This window comes from Aliivibrio sp. EL58 (assembly GCF_900312675.1).
GTDB lineage: Bacteria > Pseudomonadota > Gammaproteobacteria > Enterobacterales > Vibrionaceae > Aliivibrio.
On record NZ_OMPC01000006.1, the window covers coordinates 47,401 to 66,866 of the forward strand.

General features: G+C 38.8%; 19 protein-coding genes. 4 read left to right on the forward strand and 15 right to left on the reverse strand.

Annotated elements, in window-relative coordinates:
- Nucleotides 1-7: 7 nt before the first annotated feature.
- From hisH to ED622_RS07630, 12 genes are all read right to left on the reverse strand, one after another.
- Nucleotides 8-628 (reverse strand): imidazole glycerol phosphate synthase subunit HisH, encoded by a 621-nt coding sequence (gene hisH, locus ED622_RS07575; protein WP_122033300.1) that lies wholly within the window; start codon nucleotides 626-628, stop codon nucleotides 8-10.
- Entirely contained in the window at nucleotides 618-1,757 is a 1,140-nt protein-coding gene (locus tag ED622_RS07580; RefSeq protein ID WP_122033301.1) for an N-acetyl sugar amidotransferase, read from the reverse strand. Before ED622_RS07580 ends, hisH begins: the two co-directional genes overlap by 11 nt.
- Entirely contained in the window at nucleotides 1,744-2,814 is a 1,071-nt protein-coding gene (pseI, locus tag ED622_RS07585; protein WP_122033483.1) for a pseudaminic acid synthase, read from the reverse strand. The genes ED622_RS07580 and pseI overlap by 14 nt, the downstream gene beginning before the upstream one ends.
- The gene (locus ED622_RS07590; RefSeq protein WP_122033302.1) at nucleotides 2,807-3,460 is read right to left on the reverse strand and encodes a formyltransferase family protein; all 654 of its coding nucleotides are present in this window, start codon (nucleotides 3,458-3,460) and stop codon (nucleotides 2,807-2,809) included. Before ED622_RS07590 ends, pseI begins: the two co-directional genes overlap by 8 nt.
- A complete protein-coding gene (pseG, locus tag ED622_RS07595; RefSeq protein WP_122033303.1) occupies nucleotides 3,438-4,508 on the reverse strand; it encodes a UDP-2,4-diacetamido-2,4,6-trideoxy-beta-L-altropyranose hydrolase in 1,071 nt (356 codons plus the stop codon). Before pseG ends, ED622_RS07590 begins: the two co-directional genes overlap by 23 nt.
- Complete coding sequence (gene pseF, locus ED622_RS07600; protein WP_122033304.1) at nucleotides 4,508-5,200, reverse strand: pseudaminic acid cytidylyltransferase; 693 nt, start codon at nucleotides 5,198-5,200, stop codon at nucleotides 4,508-4,510. Before pseF ends, pseG begins: the two co-directional genes overlap by 1 nt.
- Before the next feature lie 2 nt (nucleotides 5,201-5,202).
- Entirely contained in the window at nucleotides 5,203-6,363 is a 1,161-nt protein-coding gene (pseC, locus tag ED622_RS07605) for a UDP-4-amino-4,6-dideoxy-N-acetyl-beta-L-altrosamine transaminase (protein WP_122033305.1), read from the reverse strand.
- 13 nt (nucleotides 6,364-6,376) lie between these two features.
- Nucleotides 6,377-7,390 carry a UDP-N-acetylglucosamine 4,6-dehydratase (inverting) gene (gene pseB / locus ED622_RS07610; protein WP_122033484.1) on the reverse strand — a complete coding sequence of 338 codons (1,014 nt, stop codon included), beginning with the start codon at nucleotides 7,388-7,390 and terminating at the stop codon, nucleotides 6,377-6,379.
- A gap of 70 nt (nucleotides 7,391-7,460) precedes the next feature.
- On the reverse strand, nucleotides 7,461-9,617 hold the full coding sequence (locus ED622_RS07615) for a polysaccharide biosynthesis tyrosine autokinase (RefSeq protein ID WP_122033306.1): 2,157 nt from the start codon (nucleotides 9,615-9,617) through the stop codon (nucleotides 7,461-7,463).
- Between the two features lie 193 nt (nucleotides 9,618-9,810).
- The gene (locus ED622_RS07620) at nucleotides 9,811-10,251 is read right to left on the reverse strand and encodes a low molecular weight phosphotyrosine protein phosphatase (RefSeq protein WP_122033307.1); all 441 of its coding nucleotides are present in this window, start codon (nucleotides 10,249-10,251) and stop codon (nucleotides 9,811-9,813) included.
- Nucleotides 10,252-10,482: 231 nt separating this feature from the next.
- Nucleotides 10,483-10,842 carry a four helix bundle protein gene (locus ED622_RS07625; RefSeq protein WP_122033308.1) on the reverse strand — a complete coding sequence of 120 codons (360 nt, stop codon included), beginning with the start codon at nucleotides 10,840-10,842 and terminating at the stop codon, nucleotides 10,483-10,485.
- 97 nt (nucleotides 10,843-10,939) lie between these two features.
- Nucleotides 10,940-12,076 carry a polysaccharide export protein gene (locus ED622_RS07630; protein ID WP_371413433.1) on the reverse strand — a complete coding sequence of 379 codons (1,137 nt, stop codon included), beginning with the start codon at nucleotides 12,074-12,076 and terminating at the stop codon, nucleotides 10,940-10,942.
- 449 nt (nucleotides 12,077-12,525) lie between these two features.
- On the opposite strand from ED622_RS07630, the gene ED622_RS07635 reads away from it, so the two are divergent.
- The 4 genes from ED622_RS07635 to ED622_RS07650 all read left to right on the forward strand — a co-directional run bounded on the left by ED622_RS07635 (nucleotide 12,526) and on the right by ED622_RS07650 (nucleotide 16,592).
- The gene (locus ED622_RS07635) at nucleotides 12,526-12,768 is read left to right on the forward strand and encodes a hypothetical protein (protein ID WP_122033310.1); all 243 of its coding nucleotides are present in this window, start codon (nucleotides 12,526-12,528) and stop codon (nucleotides 12,766-12,768) included.
- A 182-nt stretch (nucleotides 12,769-12,950) separates the two neighbouring features.
- Entirely contained in the window at nucleotides 12,951-13,649 is a 699-nt protein-coding gene (locus ED622_RS07640) for a YjbF family lipoprotein (RefSeq protein WP_254052610.1), read from the forward strand.
- 10 nt (nucleotides 13,650-13,659) lie between these two features.
- Nucleotides 13,660-14,379 (forward strand): capsule biosynthesis GfcC family protein, encoded by a 720-nt coding sequence (locus ED622_RS07645; RefSeq protein ID WP_122033311.1) that lies wholly within the window; start codon nucleotides 13,660-13,662, stop codon nucleotides 14,377-14,379.
- Between the two features lie 2 nt (nucleotides 14,380-14,381).
- The gene (locus ED622_RS07650) at nucleotides 14,382-16,592 is read left to right on the forward strand and encodes a YjbH domain-containing protein (protein ID WP_122033312.1); all 2,211 of its coding nucleotides are present in this window, start codon (nucleotides 14,382-14,384) and stop codon (nucleotides 16,590-16,592) included.
- A gap of 190 nt (nucleotides 16,593-16,782) precedes the next feature.
- Here ED622_RS07650 and ED622_RS07655 read toward each other — a convergent pair whose 3' ends face one another.
- The 3 genes from ED622_RS07655 to ED622_RS07665 all read right to left on the reverse strand — a co-directional run bounded on the left by ED622_RS07655 (nucleotide 16,783) and on the right by ED622_RS07665 (nucleotide 19,455).
- Nucleotides 16,783-17,439: a TetR/AcrR family transcriptional regulator gene (locus tag ED622_RS07655; RefSeq protein WP_122033313.1), complete on the reverse strand. Its 657-nt coding sequence runs from the start codon at nucleotides 17,437-17,439 to the stop codon at nucleotides 16,783-16,785.
- A gap of 117 nt (nucleotides 17,440-17,556) precedes the next feature.
- Nucleotides 17,557-17,904 (reverse strand): four helix bundle protein, encoded by a 348-nt coding sequence (locus ED622_RS07660; protein WP_122033314.1) that lies wholly within the window; start codon nucleotides 17,902-17,904, stop codon nucleotides 17,557-17,559.
- 72 nt (nucleotides 17,905-17,976) lie between these two features.
- Nucleotides 17,977-19,455, reverse strand: a complete 1,479-nt coding sequence (locus tag ED622_RS07665) for an MBL fold metallo-hydrolase RNA specificity domain-containing protein (RefSeq protein WP_122033315.1) — start codon at nucleotides 19,453-19,455, stop codon at nucleotides 17,977-17,979.
- Between the last annotated feature and the right edge of the window lie 11 nt (nucleotides 19,456-19,466).

Here is a 19,466-nt window from a genome sequence, read left to right on the forward strand (position 1 = left end):
CTACCTCCTATAAAATCATTGAAATCAGCTCAGAGCCAGATAACTGACTTTTTTCAGGATGAAATTGAATCCCAATAATATTATCTTTAACTAAAAGTCCACTATATTTCGATAAGGAACCTGATACAGGAATAGAGAATGCTGTCGGCTCATTATTTATAACTCCATATTCATGGTTATAAAAAACTCGACCATTTAGTATTCTTTTTTTTGTTAATTTATATTGGCTATGGAATGATTGACTATTCATTTCATTTTGACGTAAATAAATCGGCTCCCATCCATTATGAGATACATTTTCTGCAAGCCGCTCAGTATGAGCATCAATTAAACCCAGGCCTTCAATATGGCCATCCTCTTCTGAGTAATGACCCATAATTTGAAAACCTAAGCAGATGCCAAGTAATCGTCCACCTTTTTCAACATGTTCAATCACCGCTTGATCATATTGACCTGCTTTAAGTCGTTCCATATATGAGCCAGCAGAGCCGACACCTGGTAAAATTAATAACTCAGAGTTAATCTCGTTAGCTTTAGATACAATACGTGTTGAGATATTTTCTTTTTCAATCCAATTTTTGATCGACCGAATATTACCGCTTCCAATATCAAGGATATCAACCTTCATAATTAACCCCCACTTTAAACCTCTTAGTAGGTCGTTTACCATCATGTGTTTCAAAAATTGTACTATTCACCCACTGATTTGCAATATTCCAAAATTCAGTCACTGTGATACCTACGTAATTTGCATAGCTATTAATTATCCGATCAGAACAAACACCATCATATTGCTCTGAAATTTTAATCGCTTCATCACGAGTAATCTTTCCTGCTCGAATTTGTTCATTAACACTATCTGTTGCTCGGCCAAACCCAAATTTATAATATTTAAGCATCATGTTAATATTTGTAAACTCTTCATCCAACATAGAAGCATTCGACAAATCACCCGTTTCGGACTCTTCGCCAGGCCTCAGTGTTAAGCCTTGCAAAGAAGCATAAACAGAATTGTCATCATTACTCCAATCATCCCACGCAGGACCAAGATAAAAAATATTTACTTTTTTCTTTTCAAATTCAATTTCATTCGGATATAAATAATGCTCTGCTAAATATGAAAAATTAACCTCTTCTTTTAGCCAATCAGTACCCCCAGCAGTTAATGTATTTAAACGGCGGAGATTATTACCATCAAATTCATCAAAACCTTCCACTGCAGCATCACCAACTTGTAATGCTGGATTCTCACCCCAAAATATAGTGTTTACGCCAAGTTCAATCGCAAGTCTTGGTACCGTTGAAAATAATGACATTTCGCTTGATTTACAAACATTACCAAACTGTTTAAATGATTCGAGAGCCAAGTGTGCCGCGGTTTGAGGTGCCGGTGTTGCAACTATTACATCAAACCCCATATTCATTAAATTGGTTAAATTTCTAGCACCAATTTCAGACATCTGCCTTGGGGGATAAGCACAACAAACAATTAATGGCCTTAGACCAAGACGGTCCCTTACCCAATGAGCTTGACGTGTACTGTCTTTCCCACCACTAACGCCAACAATACAGTCATAAGCACCTTTGTTTCGTTGCTTTTTTCGACTTTGCTGTATCTTATGTTGGAGTATATTAAGCTTTAGACTGCTATTATCATCTTGAACAGAATCGGTATAGCTACAAGCAATACAAACCCCATCATTAAAAGAGGCATTTGGTCTTAAATCAGTCGTTAAGCACTTTTTACAATATCTCAAAGCCTAACCCATTCACGTATTCAGCATTTAAGGCCGTGCCTTTATTTATATTAACGTTCGCCTTTTTACCTATCACATCATCATAATATTTCGGCGCTAGCCCAAAGCCAGGACGAATGCTGCGGATATTTTCAACAGTAAACTCTTCACCTTCTTTAATATCTTTAACTACATATAAAGAACGGCGGAACTTAACATTGCCTTTTTCAGCTTCTGTGCGTTCGTAATTAACTTTACCCATTGCCTGCCAAGCTGTTTTTGAATCTTTACATAACTGGGCTAGTTCAGACGGCTCCAACGAAAAACTATCATCAGCTCCGCCGCCATTTCGATCTAGTGTTACGTGCTTTTCAATAAGACATGCGCCAAGCACTACAGCCGCTACCGAGGTTGCATTATCAATTGTATGATCAGATAAGCCCGATAACACATCAAAACGCTCAGAAATATCTGCAATGGTTTTTAAGTTATATTGCTCTGCTGGTGCAGGATAACCACTCACACAATGAAGTACGACTAACTCTTCACAGCCGTTATTTCTTGCGGTATCTATCGCTTCTTGAATTTCTTCTTGATTTGCCATTCCAGTTGACATAATCATCGGTTTTCCTGTTTGAGCCACACGCTTAATTAATGCAAGATCAACAAGCTCAAATGACGCTATTTTATAAGCAGGCGCGTTCAGTTCTTCCAATAAATCAACAGCAGTAAAATCAAATGGAGAACTAAAAATAGTGATATCTAATTCTTTTGCTTTTTCAAATAATGGCTTATGCCACTCCCATGGAGTATGAGCCCATTCATATAATTCATATAATGTGCGTCCGTCCCATAGTCCATCACGAATTTGAAAATCCTCTTTATCACAATCAATCGTAATAGTATCTGCACGATAAGTTTGTAGCTTTATAGCATCAGCACCCGCCTTTTTGGCTTCTTCTATTATTTGAAAAGCTTTATTTATATCTCCATTATGGTTTGCTGAAAGCTCTGCAATAATATATGGCTTATAATTCGGGCCAATTTTTCTACCATTAATCTCAATAAAACTATTCATCATTTACTTTCTCTAATTTAATATTATATTTTTGACCATTACGAACAATATATGCAGGGAAGCGTTTCGGATCGCATACTCTCAATAAGTTAAATTGCTCTTCAATAGATTTATCTAAACTTAGTTGACTATCTTCAAGTGTACGTTTTCTATGGTAGTCTGTAACACTACCTTGAATCTCTTGTTTTTTAGCTTTAGAGTAATCAATATTCCCACAAGCCCAAGACATTAATTCTAGCTCGGCTTCAAAAACCTTATGATTTATTTCTTCATATAATTCGCTACCATCTAGAGATATGTATCTTTTTTGCCATATATCTCCAGTATCGACACTATCTTCAGCATTTAATAGAGAAAGTATTAAAGTATCTTTACCATTAATGATATCCCAAACATGTGGACTCCATCCTCTACCTTCAGGTAAATCACTTGCATGAAGCACAAGTGTATAGCGAAACATTTCTCTAACAGGTTTTCGAACTATTTCTGAACATGAAATTAAAAACAAAATATCTCCACCGTTCTCAATATTATTTATTGAATAATATATTGAGATATCATGTGACTTTATATTTCGTTTAATCCATTGTTCTAAATAAGGATAAACAGGGTGAACACTGTCACTACAAATAATCGTTACTTTCATTGTTCCATTTCTCTATCGCTGTCATTACACGCAGTGTTCCTTTACCATCGCATAACGATAAATTATTCTGGTGATAATACCCCCAAGATTTGAGTAAATCACAAAATGCATTTATAAGTTGGTCATCAATATCATTAACATTAACCTTCACTGCCACTTTAGCTTCAACTAAACGTTCACAAATTTCTCGTTGATTCTCAGCAAGAGGAATAATAATACTTGGTAAACCTAAGCATGCACGCTCCCAAGATGTTGCTCCTGGCGCACCAATAGAAACGTCATGTTTCATCATCTCTTGTGCCATATTACTTACAAAACCAATGTGTTTAATGTTTGACTTCGTTTGACAAAATGAATTAACACTAATGTAATGAGGAGCCCTAGTACTTAATAATACAGTTACTGTAATATTATCTAACTTTGATAATTGTTTTAAAACCAATAACGTGGCATTAGGTAAATCAATCCCCCCCATACTAACTAGTACTCTAATACTTTCTAACGGTACAACTCTTTGATATGCCAGCTCATGTAATACTGAAAAATTTGGGTTCAACAATGCATATTGAGTACCAGTAAGTGCACGAGAAATATTTGGATATGATTTTTTATTTCGACCAAATGTTTGGTCTATTACTAAATCTGCATCATGCTTTCGTTCTAGATCATCGATAGCCATAATACGACAATCAAGTTGTTTTCGAATAATAGATTGCCATTCTTTTCCAATCGCATAGTGATCTGTTATTACAATATCCGCACTCTTAATTTTCAATAAAAAAGCACTTGCGTCTTCTTCTATAGAGCACTGTAGCCAACCAAGATAATCAGCACTACCTTGTGGTTGAATTACAGGGATAATTTCATCTAAAGAAAAAACATCAAAGCCGCGCTCTTGGATAAAATTAATCATATCGCCCGGTTGAGAACGACAAACAAATGAGACGGAGTGAGCTTTTTCTAGTAATGCTTCAGCTAATACCAAGCACCGCATTACATGGCCGCTACCTATATGAATAGAAGCATCTGCTCGAATAATAATATTCATTATTTGTCTCTCGTTAGCATAGAGAATAGTACTTCAGCAAACTCCCAATCCTCTGCTGTATCTATATCTTGAACTTGTTTTCTTGGTAAGAGAACACAACGTGAATGTTTATCAAAAATTGCTAATTTTTGTTTAAAAGCTGCAGCTTCACCCCAATAAAACTGCCCTGCATCATGATATGACTCTTCTAAATCTTGAGAACGAGTCAGTTCATACTCAGGGGAAAACATACTAACATTACCATCGTTAGAGATCTTAATAGCTCGCTGAATAGGAAATGGAAATGTTGTTGCACTGAATGCATACTTCACATCTGGCTGTTGAACAATTCCCCACCCTTTTTTCAAATCCTCTGCTCGAACAAATGGCGCAGTAGCATATAAACAACATGCATACATGATTGGCAGCTTTTGCTGCTCACACCACTGTACTGCATGCTGAATAACATCCATCGTTGTTGCATAATCATCGGCAATATTTTGAGGCCGCATAAATGGGACTTCTGCACCATATAGCTTAGCTACTTCTGCAATTTCATTATCATCCGTAGAAACAATAACTTTATCAAAACAGCCTGACTCAATAGCGGCCTCAATGGAATAAGCAATCATTGGCTTACCATGGAATAATTTTATATTTTTTCTTGGAATCCGCTTACTTCCCCCACGAGCTGGAATGATTGCTACCTTCATGATTACCCCTCTAACACACTCGATAAAACACGAATAACGGTATCTTGTTGCTCTTCCGTCATTACATGGAACATTGGAAGTGAAATAGCTTCTTGGTAATAACGCTCTGACTCTGGAAAATCACCAATTTTGAAACCTAACTCTTGATAATACGGGTGTATATGTACCGGAATATAATGAAGGTTCACTCCAATACCTTGCTCTCGAAGTACATCAAACACTTCTTTGTGTGTTTTTGATATATTATCAAGTTGCAAACGAATTACATATAAATGCAAACCAGAATAGGTACCTTCTAGTTGATAAGGTAAGGTAATTGGTAAATCTTCAAGTAGCTGATTATAACGAATAGCTAGTTTGTGACGAACCGATACAAAATCATCTAAACGAGTCATTTGAGTTACCCCTAATGCCGCTTGTAATTCAGTCATTCGATAATTGAAACCCAAATCAATCTGTTCGTAATACCAACCACCATGAGATGCATTTTGCATTTTAGTTTCGTCACGAGTAATACCATGGCTACGGTAAAGTGCCATTTTATCCGCTAATTCTTGACTATTCGTCATCACGGCACCACCTTCAGCAGTAGTGACAATTTTTACTGGATGAAAACTAAATACCGTAATGTCTGAATATTCACAACAACCAATCGAGTTATCAAGATAGCGACCGCCAATGGCATGTGAGGCATCTTCTATGATTTTAAATCCATACTCTTTAGAAAGGGTATGGATTGCTTTCATATCACAGGACTGTCCACATAAGTGAACAGGTATAATCACCTTAGGTAAGCTATCTGTTGCTTTTGCTTGAATCAGCTTTGCTTCTAAAGCACTAATACTCATATTGTAGGTTTGAGGATCAATATCAATAAAATCAACATCAGCGCCACAATACAGACCACAGTTAGCCGAAGCTACAAAAGTAACAGGCGTTGTCCAAAGCCTGTCACCTTGGCCAAGTCCAAGAGCTAGACAGGCAATATGTAATGCCGACGTTGCACTATTTACAGCTAATGCAAAGCCTGCACTCGTATGTGCCATTAATGCAGCTTCAAATGCAGGAACTTGTGGGCCTTGAGTTAAAAAATCAGATTTTAAAACATCAACAACTGCATCAACATCTTGCTGAGTAATTTCTTGCTTACCATAAGGGATCATATTTTCTTCTCAATTAAACTGTAAAGTTAGGATCTACATGCTCAACAATTAACTCACGCAGACCTTCAATGGTTTCCCACTCAGTGTTTGTACCTGAGTTATATTTAAAACCAAACGGAACTTTTTCTGCTTTATGGTGATCAATATATTCTTCTTCTGTATAAGTAAACGATACCGAAGGAAGAATTGCATAATAACGACCTAAATCAATCGTATTTAGTGAGTCTGTATCAGTGATCATTTCTTCGTGAACTTTTTCACCAGGGCGAATACCAACCACTTTAGTTGCACACTCAGGAGCAATCGCTTTTGCGATATCTAAAATCTTGTATGATGGGATTTTGGGAATAAATATCTCACCACCTAAATGGTTTTCTAGTGCGTACATCACCATATTTACACCATCCTGAAGAGATATATTAAAACGTGTCATCTCTTCATGAGTGATTGGCAGTAAACCTTCTTTTTTCTTTTCCATAAAGAATGGGATCACCGAGCCACGAGAACCCATTACGTTACCGTAACGCACAACACTAAAACGAATATCTTTAGAGCCTTTAATATTGTTCGCCGCTGCAAATAATTTATCTGATGCTAATTTTGTCGCGCCATATAAGTTAATTGGCGCACACGCTTTATCTGTAGAAAGCGCAACAACATCTTTAACTCCGCATTGTAGTGCCGCATTAATAACATTTTCAGCACCTGTGATATTGGTTTTAATACACTCAGATGGATTGTATTCCGCTGTATCTACTTGCTTAATCGCCGCAGCGTGAATGATAACATCAACACCTTCACACGCTTGGATCATGCGTTGTTGATCGCGAACATCACCAATAAAGAAACGCAGCTGAGGGAAGTCTTTTTGAGGATAGTTTTGCTTAATTTCAAACTGTTTTAACTCATCACGAGAGTAGATGATTATCTTTGTTACATCTTGATAACACTCAAGAATCGTTTTAATGAACTGTTTACCGAACGAACCTGTACCACCGGTGATGAGTACTGTTTTATTGTTTAGCATTTTAAACCTTAACCATTTAATTTTTAGTTGGATAGCTAATGATAATAAATTATTAATATCTGAAAATAATCTACTTATCACTCTCATAACTGTAATTATAATACCCATAGCCATATGAGCTGCTTGCTTTCTTTTCTACTGCATTTAAGATAAAACCCTTAACTTCGATTCCAGCTTGCTCGAATCGATGTCTTGCTACATCAATCTCTTTTACTGATGTTTGATCAAAACGGCCAACCATCAATGTCGTCCCAGCTAAAGCTCCTACAATACTTGGATCTGTAACTGCAAGTACTGGTGGCGTATCAATAAGCACTAAGTCATAATTAGTAGATGCCCAATCAACAAAATCACTAAAGCGTTTTGTCATTAGCAACTCAGATGGGTTTGGTGGTATTTGACCACGTGTCATAACATCTAGGTTTTCAACTTCTGATGCTTGAATTGATTGCTCTAGCGTTAATTTACCTGAAAGATAATCAGATAAACCATTATCCCATTGCATACCAAAATAACGCTGCATATAACCTTTACGCATATCACCATCAACAACCAGTACTTTTTGCCCTGTCTTTGCGATTACTGCTGCAAAGTTTACTGTCACAAAGGATTTACCAATATTTGGCGCAGGACCAGTTATCATTACTACGTTATTTTTAGCTTCCATCATCGCAAAATGCATACTAGTTCGTAGGCCACGCAGTGCTTCAATAGATAAGTCAGCTGGGTTTGATTCAGCAAGCAGAGTTTCTAAATGTTTAACCTTTTTCTTATTATAACGAATATCCAGTTTTTCTTGCCAATTTGATTTTGGAATACTAGCATAAACAGGAATACCTAACGCTTCAATCTCATCTGGGTTTTCTACACCACGATGCAATGCAGCTTTAACTAATACCAAAGCGACGCTGAACATCCCACCTAGTAAGGTAGCTAAAACAACGATTAATAATTCCTTCGGTTTAACGGCTGCAGAATATGCTTGTGCACTGTCCAAAATCCGAACATTACCAACCGTACCAGCTTTTAGAATACTCAGTTCTTGAGATTTATTTAATAGTTGGATATAAATCTGCTGATTTAACTCAACATCACGCTGTAAACGTAACACTTCTCGTTGAGTTTTTGGTAATTTTTGTACTTGTTTATTAAAGCGTACTTTTTCACCCAAAAGCACATTGCGCTTATCAAGCAGTGATTTATAAGCGGGATGGTCTTTAGTGAAACGCTGACTGATCTCGCTCTCTTTAAACGTTAACTCATTTAGCTGAGCTTCAAGCCTAACCATTCCATCTAGTGCAGCGCGTGCTTCTAAACTCAAATCCACTGATTTTCGCTTTGCGCGTAAGTTATTTAAATTATCTTCAGAAATAGTTAGTTTTTCTTTAATACTTGGCAATTGTTGCTGTAAAAACGCTAAACTTTTCTCTGCTTCTGCACTATCACGAGCTATATTTTGTAAAAAATAATTTTGAGTTACGTCATTAATAATCGCTTGAATCTTTGCTTTATTTTCACCTTCTAAAGAAAACTCAAGCACGCCAGATTGCTTGCCACGCTCACTTATGACTAATCCATCTTGTAATCCTAAGATTGCATCGAAACGTGAGATTTTAGTTACAGTAAACAAATCACCCGTTTCACCATGTAGTTGCATCACAAATAAGCGATAATCTTGTTTCTCTGCCAATTCACCTACAGTACCCGAAAGTACTTTACGCTCTTCTGCATCAAATAAGCTATAAGTTCCTTTTTCTGCATCATCGAGTATTAAAGTAAATGCTGGAACTTCAATATAAGAGGGAATATCAAAACGGCTGATCTTAATCGCTTTATCTTCACCCATTAGACGAGATAAGCCTTTACCAATGATTGGCATGTATTGCGGTGCTGCAATAGTGGTTAAGTTTAACTTATCAACCGTCTCACCTAAGATCATGCGAGATTTGATGATCTCAATTTCAGTATTTGAAGAGGATTCAGAAGCGAACATATCGCCCATATCACCAACTAATGATGATATACCGCCACCACTTTTTTGTTCAACTTGAACAAGCGCATCGGCTTTATAGATGGGTGTAGATAAAAGAGCAAAAGCGATACCAGCCAGTGCGAAGATAGTTGTAATGCTGATAATAATCCAGCGACCATCGATTAAGTATCCAAACAGTTTGGATAGATCGATTTCGTCGGAGGATTGGTCGTGAGGTTGTTGAGTGTTTGACATGACTAAAGGCGGTCCTAAGGTTTAGAGCGGGAAGAGCGGTCCTATGGAAAGAGCTATCCTGTGGATAAACACTCAAATTATAAGGTTCATTACTCTTGCTGTTTTATTTAAGATTCAAAGTAATAAAAAAGGGTATGCAGATTTTGGACCATAGGACCATAGAACCGCTCTTCCCCCATTTTAATTACCGTTCTTATAGTTTCTTCCCCCACTCTTGGGCTGCTTTTTCTATTAATCCATAAGCATGATCGAACGCTTCGCGGCTTTGTCTGTATGGATCTGGAATGTCTTGTTGTCCTATCCATTGCCCAAATAGCATGGTTTTACTGCGAGCTTCTGGTGCTAAGCTTGTTACGGCCTCTTTATGGCCCGCTTCCATTACTAGGATTAAATCGTAATCTTTACATACAGCACTGGTCAATTGGCGCGCTTGGTGTGTTTCTAAGCTAACACCATGCTCAGCGGCAACTTCAGTTGCCATTGCATCAGCTGGTTTACCAACTAAGCGACTTTTTTCAGCAGCAACACCGGCTGAATCAACAGTTTTGTTTGGGAGTAATTGTTTTAAAATGTGTTCGCCAGTTGGAGAGCGGCAGATGTTGCCGACACAGACGACTAAGATTTTATTGAACATGAGTAAAAACGGTCCTATGGGATAGAGCGAGAAGAGCGGTCCTATGGAAGAACAATCTGCATTAAGCAATAACCCTTTCATAAGGTCATAGCCTTCCCTTTCTATTTTTAATGAGTTTATAGATAAGAATAGAAATACGGTCCTATCAGCTAGAGCGCTCCTATGTATTTAAAGTGATCGTAGATTAAGCTCTACTAGGACCACAGGATCGCTCTTACCTTCTTTTCCGCTCTACCTAACTATTCCTTTTCTTATTTTAATTAGTTTCGCTAGCATTACTGATATGTGTTTTGCTTCACTGATGAATGCTGAGCTTTTATGTTTTGGTATATAGCCTAATTCTGAAGCTATATACAACTGAGTAATCATTTCGCCACATGAGCCTTTTGCATAATATAAAAAGCGGGCAGATTCTTTTGCAGTTTCTCTTTCTTCGCCTTCTAATATATTTAAAGGAACAGATAACGAACTTCGCATCAATTGATCAACAAGACCATAATTCTTACAGCCTTCAAGCTCACGAACAACATCAACCGCTAAACGAGAACTCTTTTTCCAAACTTCTAATTTTTCAAAGTCGAGTGTTCTCATTATAAAAGCGCTCCTATGTATTTTAAGTGATCTCAGCTTAAGATCTAAGCTCCCCCTAGGATCACAGGACCGCTCTTACCTTCTTTTCCGCTCTACTTTATGGCCACGTCTTCACTCGCAACGCGCCTTCTGTCAGCTCATTAAAGCCTGAGATTGTTGGCATTAACTGCATGATTAAACGGTTCCAGCGGGTGATTGGGGCTGCGGTTACGTAGACTATATCGTATGGTTTTAAATCGAATTCAGTGCCAATAATAAGCGCTGAGGCATCTTTGATATTTAATTGGTAAATATCTGCCATGCTTTCTTGCTTCTTATTTGATGAACGGATGACAAATACACCGGTTGCGTCTGCGGCTAATTCGTTGATACCGCCGACACTGCTTAGTGCTTCGGTTAGGCTCATGCCTGAGCGATCCATTTTAAGCAATTGCGGATTTGCCACTTCACCCATTACAAATACTTTTTGGGTATCGTTACGTGGGACGTGAATAATATCACCCGGTTGTAATAAACGGTTTTGCGTTAAATCGCCACGCTGCATTAATGCATAAAGCGATAAGGTTTCTTCTTTACCATTGCGCGTTAAGGTCACATTACGCCAATCGGCATTTTCAGCTAAGCCACCAGAGCGGTTAACTGCATCAAGTAAGGTAAGAGGAATGTTAGTGATCGGCTGTTGGCCAGGTTGTGTCACCTCTCCGGTAACGTAAGTTTTCTTTGAACGGAAGGCAGCAACGTTTACATCAACTTGTGGGCTTTCAATAAAGCGTTTTAATTTGTTCGATACAATAGTTCTGATTTCACGAACGGTTTTACCTTCTACTTTTACTGTACCGATATAAGGATAGAAGATAGTGCCATCGGCATGAACCCAGTTACCTGATTCACTAGAGCTACGATAAGAGCCGGCAGGAATGGTTAATTCAGGGTGATCCCAAATCGTTACATTTAAGATGTCACCAGGTCCAACGCGGTATTCATATTTAGCAATTAAAGCTTCTAACTCAGGGTTAGCTTGTGCTGATGTTTTTGCTGTTTGATATTTAGCGACTTGTTGAGGCGTTAGTGCGTATACATTCACTTCTTCTGAGAATTTCTCTTCGCCCTCTTGTTGCTCTTGGTCTACGGCATGCTTATCTGTTGTTGAGATATGCGAGCCCGGAAAAACAGTACAGCCACTAAGAAGAAGCAAGGTTAACCCTGCGAAAAGAGGTTGGCATTTTTTGTTCATAAACATGATTTCAACTTAAAGAGTGGAATTTTGATACGCTACCGCCCAGAGGTATTAGCACATTCCCTCTCAGCGCAACGATATAAATCTGTATATGAGCATGTCTATATTAACAAAAAACATAATAAAATGTGAGGTTCTGCCTGTAAGACAAACGAGAACTTTTATTTATATAAATTGATTCACACTCATTAATAAGCGCTGCATTATACATACAACCACACCCCCGATAAAGCACAAAAAGAACATTCACGCAATAAATAAAAGCATCAATAAATCAACTTACTAGCAATAATATCAATAACGACACACTTTTTGAGCGGTTTTTTATTCATTTTTAGTCTTTTTTATTTACCACCTAGTACTACCTATGCTATTTTGCGCGAAGTTCACCCAACTTACTTAAGTGAACTTACATCGATGTATAATAAATGATAAAGGTTAATCTTATGAAAAAGACTGCTATTGCTCTTATGCTAGCTATGACTGCTGGTTCTGCATTTGCTGCTGCTGAAGCAACAACTGCTGCAGCTTCAACTTCAGGTTCTGCTGCTGGTACTGCTGGCGCTTCTGCTGCTGCTGCTGGTGCTGCTTCAACTACGGCTATCGCTGTAGGTGTTGCTGCTGCAGTTGCTGTTGTTGCTGTTGCTGATTCAGGCTCAAACTCTACAACGACTACAGTTTCTAAGTAATTTAGTTTCTCGTTGTACTTATATTAAAACCATCAGCTTTTGTTGATGGTTTTTGTATATTTGTTGCCTATGGTCCTATGGTCCTATGGTCCTATGGTCCTATGGTCCTATGGTCCGAGTTTTAAACTACACCTTTAATTGTCAACTTTTTCTCACAGCTATCGCCACAGGACCTCAGGATCATGTTTTCCGCTCTTAACCCTTTAATCATGTTTAAGCTAATTACAGTAACTATACTCACCCTTGCACTCTCCGCCTGTACGCAAAAGTTTAATGATGTGAACGCGACACTTGATGAAGCACTCTTTGGTGCAGAAGATGTAGCATTAACTTCTGATAAAATCGCTGAATTGCCTTATGCGAGTAGTTTTGTTCGTATTAATGATGGTGCGCAGTTGTTTATGGTATTGGCGTTTGCAGAGCCAAAACCAGCAACAGGGGTAATGCAGTTAAAATGGCTCTCTTCTGATAAAGCGATGATAGTGACTGAGAATGGACGTGTAGTAAAAACACTTGGCTTGGCTCAAGTGAATTTACAATCGATAGATCCAAGTACTAAAACAGCACCAGCCTTCGCTGAACTATTACAAAAACAAATTAGCAGAAATGCGAGCTATAGCTGGAAAACCATCAATCACTACCTTTATCACTACCAAGCTGACATTACGCCTATTATCTCTACCTCTGAGCTTATCACTACACCGTTATGGAAAAAGAAAACAACGTTAATCTATGAAACGGTCAATATTAAAAGTTTGGATACCTCTTTTACTAATCGCTATTGGGTAGATAAACAAGGCGATGTCGTAAAAAGCGTTCAATATTTAGGCCCAAAATTAGGGAAGATTGAAATGACCATATTAAAACCCTTCTCTTTATAGGTGACTTATCATGCTACGTTTTTTCTTTTGCTTTTTATTTATCAGTACCTCTACCATTGCAAATACAGCAGAAACCAACACGCTTACGGTCACCTTAGATAAGCAATCACTGCAATTAAGCTACCCACAACCAGCAAGAATGGCCACGGTACTTAACGATTATTATGCCAATACTGACGGTGATTTTTATCTACTTGGTGCAGTATTAAGTAATGACGATAAACAACATGAAATTGATGATTTAAAAACTCAGATCATTAATCAACTCAAACAAGTCGAGAATAGCGAAGCGTTAGTTTCTCAGCTCAATACCTTCTCTTATGTCGCTCGAGTTTTCACTTCTTTAGATCGTGATCTGGTTCGTATTGATGATGGTTCTAATCCACTTTTTTCTGGACACTACACATTAAGCACCTCCACAATGCCCAACGCCATTACGGTTATTGGTGCGATTGAATCTAACTCTCCTATTGTATTGCCATTAATAGAACATGCATCTGTTGATAATTATCTAGAACAAGTAAAGCTATCTACTAATGCTGATAATACTCAAATCGCAGTGATTCAACCTGATGCTTTCGTTCAAATGACAGAATTTACCCTTTGGAAAAACAATCCTGTTTATTTAGCTCCTGGTGCTGTTGTTTATGTTCCTTTTTCCTCGTTACCGTCTGAATCAAGCTCATTAAACGAGTCAATCATCCAACTTTTACGCAATAAGGCATTGTGATCATGAAATCTTTTCCATTCACTCTTTCTGTAGCCGCTAGTCTTGTTGCTTCTGTACTTCCTTATTCAGTTTATGCGTATGAAGTTGATAAAACCCAATTTGAGCCAGTCACATTATCGACCTCTCAAACTGATTTTGGTGGTGTAGGTTTAATGCAAATGCCCTCTGGCCGAATGGCTCCTGAGGGTGAGTTCAATATTGGGGCTAGCATTAATAATGAATACCATTTTTATAATATTTCATTACAAGTGATGCCGTGGCTTGAGACCACCATTCGATACACCATGACGCAGGATATGAAATACAGTAGTGCTCCTGAATTCAGTGGTGATACAGCTCATACTGATAAAGGCATTGATTTTAAAATCCGTTTACTTGAAGAAAGCACTTGGTTACCTGAAACCTCTATTGGTGTTCGTGATTTTGGCGGCACGGGTCTGTTTGATGGTGAATTTATTGCAGCAACTAAACGTTTTGGTAATCTTGATGTCACGCTAGGGATGGGTTGGGGCTATCTTGGACAAAGTGGCAATATTACTAATCCATTTTGTAAGGCATCGGATAAATATTGCTCTAGAGAAGCTGGCTATAAAGCTAACGGCGGTAGTGTTGATTTCGAACGTTGGTTCAAAGGCCCTGCCGCTATCTATGGTGGTTTAGAGTATCAAACGCCTTATCAACCACTGCGTTTAAAAATAGAATACGACGCGAACGATTACAGCCAAGATTATCCAGTTAAAGGTGGCGTTGCTGATATGACTCAACATACGCCTTGGAATGTGGGTGTGTTGTATGGCTTTAGCGATTGGGGTGATTTGAAACTTAGCTATGAGCGAGGTGATACCTTAACACTTGGTTTTAATCTAACCACCAACTTCAATACTATGCGTGCCATTTGGCGTGATGAACCAATTGCAACTTACTCAGGTTCAAATACCGAATCAATTGATGGGGTTGATTGGCAACGAGTAAATCAGCAGCTTAATGATAATGCGGGTTATGAAGAGAGTCAAATCTATGCTAACGATGATTCCGTTACTATCGTAGCGACACAAACCAAATATCGTGATGGTGATAAAAGCCATGATCGTGCTGCTCGTATTTTGGCAAATAATGTTCCAGCAACGGTTTCAACTTACCGCATTGTGGAAACCAATCAATCAATGCCAATCTCTGAAACGATTATCGATGCCGAACAATATAAGGAAGTAGCAAACAACGAATATTTTCACGCTGATATTACCGATGCGAGCCAAACTGATGAGGTAACGTATACCCCTTCTGCTGATGAACTAAAAAGTGATAATTTAGAGCGTTGGGATTATTCAATTTCTCCTACATTAGCGCAATCTATTGGTAATGCAGAAGATTTCTATTTATATGCGCTTGGTGTTAATACGGATGCATCAATCTGGCTAACCGATAAGATTCAATTCTCTGGTGGTTTGTATTTTAATCTTATCGATAACTACGATAAGTTTAATTACATCACGCCACCTGATGGCACGGGTGATTCAGCCCCTCGTGTTCGTACCATGTTTAGAGCTTATGTGCATGATAATCCAGTACGCTTAAACTCACTGCAACTGACTTGGTTTGAAGAATATGGTTCTGGTTTATATAGCCAAGCCTATGCCGGTTATCTAGAAAGTATGTTTGGTGGCGTTGGTTCTGAAGTCATGTATCGCCCATTAAACAGTAATTGGGCTGTTGGTGTGGATGCGACTTATATTAAGCAACGCTCACCGGATAGCTGGTTTGGTTTTTACGAACAGGATTTTCAATCTGGCGGTACTGATGGCAGTGATTATACGGTAATTTCGAGTGGCATGACGGGGTTTGTGACGGGCTATTATGCTCCTCAATGGTCTTTCTTAAAAAGTACCTTATTTAAAGTCGGCGTAGGTCAGTTCTTAGCAGGCGATAAAGGCACACGTATTGATTTCTCGAAGCAGTTTGATTCGGGGGTTATCGCTGGCGCTTACGCAAGCTTTACCGATTTATCTGCCGAAGAGTTTGGTGAGGGCAGCTACACCAAGGGCTTTTATATATCTATTCCATTTGACATCATGACGGTGAAGCCAAGTAAGAACCGCGCGATGTTTAACTGGCAGCCACTGACACGTGATGGTGGGCAGATGTTGAATAAAGAGCATGAGTTGTATAATTTAACGGATGAAAGATCGCCGTGGTTTACTAGGAAGGGACTTTAGGGGCTAGTAAAAGCAGGGACTAGGGACAAGTAAGAGCAGAAAGATCAGGGCGCTACGCTTAAGATGGGCTTCGCCCTTGAGACGCTACGCTTGAGAAGAGCAAGAGCTAAAAGTATATTACTCTTAGTCTTTTGACCTCCTTAAGCAACTTGTTGCGTCTTAAGCGCAGCGCTCTCCAGGCATAGCCGTCTTAGCAGCTTGCTGCGACTCTGCTTCTATAATGCGCTTCTAACTCTAATATCTGCACTCTGCCCTGTGCTGTTGCCATTGGCCTAACTACATTTAGCATTTGTAGCATGCCTTGATAGATAACATTCTCTGTTATTTCGTTATCAGAGAGCAGTGCAGTTTGGTAATTGATCCAACAAGAAGCAACTAGATGCAATGTTTTAGTTAATGCTTGCAGCTCATCATCTTCAAGCGCGATTACGCCTGAGTTTCTAAACCCTTTCATGATAGACATGAGGTTATCATTCAGTGATTGCTGTGCATTGGTGTATTTGAGTTTTAACTTCGCATCACGACTCAAAATATCAGGTAAATTAGCGTAGAAAAAACGGTAGTTCCACATCAACTCAAAAATCGAATCTAAATAACTTAGCATGATCTGCACGCTAGGCATGTTCGATTGATCTTCTTCCGCCATCGGCTTAAAACGTATTTTTAGCTCTTGCGCGTAGTTATCAAAAATCCCATTAATGATCTCTTCTTTATTTCCGAAGTGGTAATAAAGATTACCAGGACTGATCTCAAGATGCGCAGCGATGTGGTTGGTGGTGATGTTGCGCTCACCGTTTTGGTTGAAGAGGGTTAAGGCACCGTGAATGATCCGATCTTTTGTTTTCATTGCTCTTTCCCGCGCCAAATAAATTCTAATATTTCAAAATTGTAACTGAAAAAGTTATATGAAACTAGGAACTATACGCTGCGCTAACTAGAGACTATAAGATCAAAAGCCCACGGTTCACTTTTTTCTCTTATCTTTTTGAATGATTGTTGCGATAACTTTTGCTATTTCTCGTGTTTCTTTAACTAAAAGGAGTGCAGGCTCTTTTGGCACACTTGCTGTTTCAATTGCTATCAATAGCTGCGTAAGTAACTCTCCACATGAACCTTTAGCATAATAGTAAAATCGAATCTTCTCCTTAAGTGTCTCTCGTTCCTCTCCCTCTGAGATATTTGAAGGCACAGATAACGAAGAACGTAGTATTTGATCTTTTAAGGCAAAATTTCTATTCCCTTCAAATAACTCAATTACATCACAAGCCAATCGAGCAGAACGCTGCCATACTTTTAATTTTTCAAATAACACACTTTTACTCCTTTCATATTATGTAAGTAAATAAACCTCATCTATATACATACCTGCTCTTATAGCCTCTAGCTAGCGCAGCGTATAGTTTCTAGTTTCCAAAGCCCTCTCAAACTCCTCGCGTACGCTGTCCTCACCATGCACAACAACCACCTCTTTCCTCCCCTCTTCAATCCCATCAACAAACTTAATTAAATCAGCTTGATCGGCATGAGCTGAATACCCTGACATGGTATGAATTTGAGCATTTACATCTACTGGTTGATTATCAATCCATACGGTTGATTTTTTGTTTTGCAGATCTCGGCCTAATGTGCCGTGAGCTTGGTAGCCGGCTAGGATGATATCGGTGCGTTTGTCTGGTAATAAGCCTTCTAGGTAATTCATTACTCGGCCTCCGGCGCACATGCCGCTGGCAGCAACTATGATGCAGGGCTCGGCGGTGCTTTTTAAGCGATTGACGATTTGCATGTGCTCTTTGTGGCTTTCGATAGTAATGCACTGTTCAAAGTTAAGTGGATGGCGTTGATTGTTTAGCTTGGTTTTGGCTTCTTTGCTCCACAGTTTTTTAAAGCGGCGATATTGCTTGGTGACTTTGTTGGCTAATGGGGAATCTAAAATAATAGGAATTTTTGAGTCTATTTTTTGATGGTGGATTAAATGCTCGATATCAAACAGCAGCTCTTGGGTTCTGCCGACTGAGAATGCAGGAATAATGATTACGCCACCATCTTGTAATGAACGGTCTATGATTTGTTGTAGGCGTTTTGCCCTGGTTTCTACGCTGTCGTGAAGCTTGTTGCCATAAGTGCTTTCTATTACTAATAAGTCTGCACGTTTGGGTGGAATTGGATCGGGTAATAATGGCGTATTTGATGGGCCTAAATCGCCTGAGAACACGACGATTTCATTGTTGGGCAGTTTGATTTCGACATAGGCAGAGCCGAGGATATGGCCGGCGGGTTGGTATCTTAAGAGCAGGTGCGAGGGACTAGTTTTTAGGGGCGAGGAAGAGAAGAAAGAATGAGAGCGAGAAGATTTAGAGCAAGATCTTGCGCCCGATGATTTAACGGTAGAGGAAAGTGGGATTCGATGCCATTGGTTGTAGGGAATGGGTTTTATCTGTTTTCTTATTAACTCTAATACTCTTTCTCTTTGGCCTTTATTTAGGCCGAGTTGTAATTTTAAGCCGTCATCTAGCATTAATGGGACTAACTCTGCTGTGGCAGGAGTGCAGTATATGGGTTGCTTAAAACCTTTTGCTAATAACCAAGGCAAGCGACCAATATGATCTATGTGGGTATGGGTGAGAATTAGTGCTTTTAGGTGTGAGATGGGAAATTCGATATCGAGTTTTTTGTCATTGCCGTGTTTATCTTTCGCATCTTTGCCTTGGAATAGCCCACAGTCGATTAATATGCCATGGTTGTTGCCGTTATTATTAATGTTGAGTTCATGGCAAGAGCTGGTGACGCCGAGTTTTCCGCCGTGGTGTTTTAGGTTTATTTCAAAGTTTGTTGTTTCGGTTGAGTTTTTTGGGGGTGTTGGCATGAGTAGTCCTT